Origin of the sequence: Acidaminococcus sp. CAG:542, assembly GCF_000437815.1 — a bacterium.
GTDB lineage: Bacteria > Bacillota > Negativicutes > Acidaminococcales > Acidaminococcaceae > Acidaminococcus.
The window spans coordinates 1-4,982 of record NZ_FR902077.1 but is presented as its reverse complement, the minus strand read 5'-3'; the positions used below and the strand labels follow the sequence as shown (position 1 = coordinate 4,982).

Here is a 4,982-nt window from a genome sequence, read left to right as displayed (position 1 = left end):
GGGTACCGCTTCCGCCGCCACTACCGGGAAGAGAGAACTCTTCAAATGTGAAATCACCATGTGTTGCATTAAATTCTATCTCGTTGGCATAAATAGAACCATGGAATTGTTGCTTAGGTAGTACGTTCCCATGTTGGTCTTTTTCTTGTTTATCAAAATTAAACGGAGATAATGATGAGCCTGGCACATATAAACTACCTCGGAAGTCGTAAGTATTGGCATCAAATTGCACGTTCGTAATGGGATTCTTATTCCAATTATTTATTTCTTGATGGCCAAAATAACAGATTATTACAGGCCGCCTTATATTGCTTTGTAAAGAAATATGTAGAAGAGATAGATCATCATCAACATAAAGATATACAGGATCATTAGAATTCAAAGAATTATCACTAAGATTAATGTTCATATTTTGAACATTAGAGGCGAGCCTATACATAGACTGGCCATTGTCAGAAATTGTTATTGTATAGTTTTGATCATTTTCTGTTTTGGGAATATCTTTGAATGCATCTTTAACAGCTTGCTCACTAGCTGAAACCTGTTCATTATAATATTTTTCGGGATTGGAACCATTAGGAGCTACTCCTGCAGATGGATATTTATACATTCCTTGACTTATAGCGGTTTCTCTGGATTTCCCATATGCCTCTCTTGTGTACAACATATATCTTCCCTGATTGTTTTCTTTATAATAATTTCTCCAATCCCAAACAACAACATCTCCTTCAAAAGTAGCACCTCCAATCTTATCACTATTATTATTATTGTAAAAAGATCCGTCAAACCCTCTTCTTCCAAGTCCTACATTCACAAGATTCCCCAGCTTAATTCCCCCACCTCCACTGGTCCCTTCCTTCCCAATCAGCGCCACGGCAGTGGCCTTTACCAGGAACGTGGGCCGGTGAAGCCAGGCGGCGGTGGCCTGGATCAGGGGGATTTCTTCTTCCAGATGGACCCGGTAGTAGGATTTTTCTCCTTCGCTGCCGGTGACGGCTTTGGTTTTGGCCTGGAACTGCTGGAGATTGGGGCTGCTGGCCAGGTTGTGGCCCAGGTTGGCGGTTACGTACCGGTCGGCGAACAGGTCGGCATTGGGATGGGAATTGATGGTGTCCCCGTTGACGAAGTTGGCGGCTCCGGCCAGGGCGGCGGCGTCGGCAGCGTTCTGGAGCTTGGTGTGATAGGCCCAAATCCGGCCGATTTCGCTGACCAGGGCCACCAGCAGCAGGAACACCGGCAACAGCACGGCAAAGAGCACCAGGAAGGCCCCTTTCTGTTTCCGGTTATGAGTAAAAGGCTTCATGGGAAGCGCCTCCTTCAAGGACAGGAAAATGAAATGTTACAATCCCCGGACCAGCATCAGGGCCAGGGCGGTGAGCATGAAATAGGGTACGTAGGCAAAGGAACTTTTCCGGTTCTTCTGCCCGGCCAGGAGCAGCACCAGGGCGGCCAGGCCTCCCAGGACGGTGCCGGCGGCCGCTGTGAAGACAAGGCTCTGGGGACCCATCCACAGGCCCAGGGCGGCCAGGAGCTTGATGTCTCCCCCGCCCAGGGCGCCCCGGGACAGGATTCCCAGCACCAGGAACACCAGTCCCCCTGCCAGGCCGGCCAGCAGGTGGCTCACCAGCATGTCGGGATAGGTGGCCAGCATCACCAGGGCGGCCAGGGCAAAGGGAAGCATCATGGAATCGAACAGGCAGTACTGTTCAAAATCCGTGGCGGTCATCCACAGGAGAAAAGCGGCGAATACCAGCATGAGCACCAGGGGCAGGCCGGAGGCAAGCTGCAGCAGCCGCAGTCCGCAGCCCAGGAACCCGATAAAAAGCAGGGGTTTCCGCCAGCGGCTGCGGGAGGCAATGGCGTCGGAGAAAGTAAGGATGGAAAGGTTCCGGCCATAGAGCCGGTCGATCCAGAACGATCCGCCCCAGGCCACCCCCAGAGCAGCCAGGAGCAGCAGAAAGACAAAGAAAAGTGTCATGGCAGGTGTACGCTCCTTTTTAGTACTATTATACAGGAAAAGCAGTCCGTTGACAAAAAAAGGGCTGTGAAGAAATGGAAGTTTCCTCTCTTCACAGCCACTTTGCTATTCTCTATTCTTCTTTAACATACCCAGCAGCAGGGCACCCACTGCTGTCCCTACGGCCAAGGAGGCCAGGTACATGGGCCAGTTGTGGACTACGCCGAACACGAAGATGCCTCCGTGAGGGGCCGGGATGGTGCAGCCGAACACCATGGACAGGGCCCCGGCCACGGCGGAACCAATGGCACAGGCGGGAATCACCCGGGAGGGATCTTCCGCTGCAAAGGGGATGGCCCCTTCGGTGATGAAGCTGAGCCCCATGATGAAGTTGGTCACGGAAGAGTTCCGTTCCTGTGCCGTGAACTTCTTGGGGAACAGCCGGCAGGCCACGGCAATGGCCAGGGGCGGCACCATACCCCCGATCATTACAGAGGCCATAAAGGGAGAGGACACGGCCTGTCCGTCAGCCCCGGCCAGGGAGGCGGTACCGAACACATAGGCGGCCTTGTTGAGAGGCCCGCCGAAGTCGATGCTCATCATACCCCCCAGCACCAGGCCCAGGAGCACTTTGCTGCCGCCGCTCATGGCGGTAAGGCCCCCGTTGACCCAGTGGTTCACCGCACCCATCACCGGGTTGATCAGGACCACCATCAGGGCCCCCATGATCATCAGCCCCAGCACCGGGTACAGCAGGATGGGTTTGATGTTTTCCAGGGATTCCGGCAGGAAGGCCAGGGCCTTCTTCAAAGCCAGGATCAGATACCCGGCGGCAAAGCCCCCCACCAGGGCGCCGAAGAAACCGCTGCCCCCGGCAGAAGCCATGGCCCCGGCCACGAACCCGGCCAGGAGCCCGGGACGGTCGGCGATGCTGGCGGCAATGAACCCGGCCAGCATGGGCATCATGAAGCTGAAGGCCAGGCCTCCCACGTTCTTGAAGAAGGCGGCCAGCGGGGTACTGGACCCGAACTGGGCGGTACCGGCGGCTCCCATGTCGAACAGGAAAGCCAGGGCGATGAGGATGCCCCCGCCGATGACGAAGGGCAGCATGTGGGATACCCCGTTCATCAGATGCTTGTAGGCCTTCCGGGCGCCGCTTTCTTCCGCCGCCGTTTCTCCGGCTGCTTCCCCGCCGGCTTCCCCCTGATAAATGGGAGCCTGACCGCTGAGGGCTTCGTCCAGCAGCTGGTCGGCCTTGTTGATGCCGTCGGCCACTTTCACGATCACCACCGGTTTCCCTTTGAACCGGTTCATGGGCACGTATTTGTCCGCGGCCACGATGATCCCGGTGGCCCCGGCAATGTCTTCCGCCGTCAGGGCGTTCTTCACCCCGCTCTGGCCGTTGGTTTCCACTTTAATGGAAATGCCCCGGCGGGAGGCGTGCTGTTCCAGGCTTTCGGCAGCCATGTAGGTGTGGGCGATGCCGGTGGGACAGGCAGTGACCGCCAGCACCTGGTACCCTTTGGGGGCTTCTTCCGGGGCAGGGGCTTCTTCCGCCGGCTGTTCTTCCCCGGCTTCTTCCGGGAACTTCTCTTTTTCTGCCTTGCCGATCAGTTCATAGAGGGCATCCACACTGTCCACAGCCATGATCCCGTCGATGAAATCCGGATCCATGAGCAGGGTGGACAGACGGCTGAGCACATCCAGATGCACATTGTCCTTGGTATCCGGTGCGGCGATCAGGAAGAACAGTTTGGCAGGCTGTCCGTCCAGGGAATCGAATTCCACCCCGTCACTGCAGCGCATAAAGGCCAGCCCCGGACGGGTGACCGCTGCCGTCTTGGCATGAGGAATGGCTACCCCTTCCCCAACCCCGGTGCTCCCTTCTTCTTCCCGGGCAAAGACCTTTTTCCGGTATTCTTCCGGATCGGCGATGTTCCCCTGTTTCACCATAAGCTGGATCAGTTTGTCCAGCGCTTCTGCCTTGCTGCCGGCGGAACCGTTCAGTTCCACACTTTCCCGTTTCAGTAGATCCGTGATCTGCATATCAATTCCCCTTTACCAGTTGTTCAATGGCTTCCTTTTCCGCCAGATGCATGGTGAACGCCGTGGCGCTGCCGGCGCAGATGCCCCAGTGGAGGGCTTCTTCACAGTTTTTGTTCCGCAGGTATCCTGCCAGGAAACCGGCCACCATGCTGTCGCCGGCTCCCACCGTGTTGACCATGGTCCCCTTGGGGGCCAGGTGACGGTGGACTTTCCCCGTTTCGTCCACCAGGAGGGCACCGTCGCCCCCCAGGCTGATGAGCACGTTCCGGGCTCCCTGCTGCTGGAGTTCCCGGGCCCCCTGGATCAAATCCTGCTCCGTAGGCAGCTTCCGGCCCAGCAGGTCTTCCAGTTCTTCCCCGTTGGGCTTTACCAGGAAGGGATGGGCCGAAAGAGCCCAGGCCAGGAGTTTGCCGGTGGCATCCACTACACAGGGGATGTGCCGCTGCTCCATGGCCCGGGCAATGTCCCCGTAGAGAGAGGGGGCACAGCCGCTGGGGCCGCTGCCGGACAGGACCAGGATATCCTCGGACGTAAGCTCCCGGAGCTGGGCCTGGAGCCGGTCCAGGTCGGCGGAAGTGACTTCCGGACCTTTGCCGTTAAGGGCGGTTTCTTCCCCGGCCCGGATCTTTACGTTGATCCGGGAAAAACCGTTTGCCACAGGCAGCAGGCTGCAGGGAATGCCCCGCTCTTCCACCAGGCGCTGGATTTCGTCTCCGGTGAACCCGGCTTTAAAGCCCAGGATCCGGGTGGGGACCCCCAGGTTCTGGAGGATCCAGGACACGTTGATGCCCTTGCCCCCGGGGAAGATTTCCTCGGCCTGGTTCCGGTTGATGGCCCCCACCTGGAGGCGGGACAGGGTCACCACGTAGTCCAGGGAGGGATTGAAGGTGATGGTATAGATCATTTTGGATGGTGTTCCTTTCTGTGCAGGATGGAAAAGGGCACGTCGGGCCTTGGGGCCCTGGTGCAGAAGGAGGCC

Annotated in this window: 4 protein-coding genes; all 4 read right to left on the bottom strand. The window is 57.3% G+C overall.

Going from position 1 to position 4,982, the window contains the following annotated elements:
• Positions 1-1,303, bottom strand: a 1,303-nt coding sequence (locus QVO43_RS05905) for a pilus assembly protein TadG-related protein (protein ID WP_288174616.1), incomplete at its 3' end; no start/stop codon positions are given.
• A gap of 36 nt (positions 1,304-1,339) precedes the next feature.
• Complete coding sequence (locus QVO43_RS05900; protein WP_022487628.1) at positions 1,340-1,978, bottom strand: prepilin peptidase; 639 nt, start codon at positions 1,976-1,978, stop codon at positions 1,340-1,342.
• Positions 1,979-2,083: 105 nt separating this feature from the next.
• Complete coding sequence (locus QVO43_RS05895; RefSeq protein ID WP_022487627.1) at positions 2,084-4,003, bottom strand: PTS fructose transporter subunit IIABC; 1,920 nt, start codon at positions 4,001-4,003, stop codon at positions 2,084-2,086.
• A 1-nt stretch (position 4,004) separates the two neighbouring features.
• On the bottom strand, positions 4,005-4,907 hold the full coding sequence (gene pfkB, locus QVO43_RS05890; RefSeq protein ID WP_022487626.1) for a 1-phosphofructokinase: 903 nt from the start codon (positions 4,905-4,907) through the stop codon (positions 4,005-4,007).
• Positions 4,908-4,982 lie beyond the last annotated feature (75 nt).